Source organism: Rhodoferax sp. GW821-FHT10B06 (assembly GCF_059415605.1).
In genome coordinates this window covers 1-684 of sequence record NZ_JBWKNO010000046.1, presented here as the reverse complement: position 1 = coordinate 684, position 684 = coordinate 1, and the positions used below count along the sequence as shown (strand labels likewise).

Here is a 684-nt window from a genome sequence, read left to right as displayed (position 1 = left end):
GCTATGATTACATCTCGCCGCAGGCCTTCCGCATCTCGAGCACGGCGCTGTCGCTGGGGACCACTGGCCAATGGCGGGCCAGCGAATCGGTCGTGGTGCAGGGCACGGCCATGGCCGGCGCGGGCTACGCAGCCGTGAGCACCATCAACGGTGCCTCCGACCGCGATTACCACTACGGCGGGGCGCCTCAGGCGCTGCTAGCCCTGCGTGTCAGCTTCAGTGACCGATCTTCGCTGGACCTGACCGGGCGCGAGTATTTCGTCAGCGGCGTCGCCAGTGGCCGCGGCGGGCATGACAACATTGTGCGCATCGACGTGGCCTACACCTGGCGAATCTACAAGCAGCATGGCATCACCGTGAAATACCTGTTAAACCGCCGCGATGCGAACTTCCCCGATCTGGGCAGCCGCACACAATCACGCGGTACGGTCGGCGTTTTTTACACGCTGCTGGGCCATGACCGTTTCGGTGCCGTCGATTGGCGTTGAAGATCAAGGATTGCATTCCAATAAATCCACTCTTTGACGCGTTTCTCAAAGCAGGCTGGAAAATACACGGTTTCAGGGACCGTCACCTACGGACGGGGGAAAGAACTCATTCCTTCGGTTATACAGCGACTCATCAACGTCATCGACAACGGTCAAGGTCTTGACGGCGCCTTGCCCCCCATGCCGCCGATATTGG

At 60.4% G+C, this 684-nt stretch carries 1 pseudogene; it reads left to right on the top strand.

The features are described 5' to 3' along the window. Positions 1-488: pseudogene (locus AC07O2_RS25975) on the top strand (DUF3943 domain-containing protein); the annotation flags it as partial. Positions 489-684: the final 196 nt, after the last annotated feature.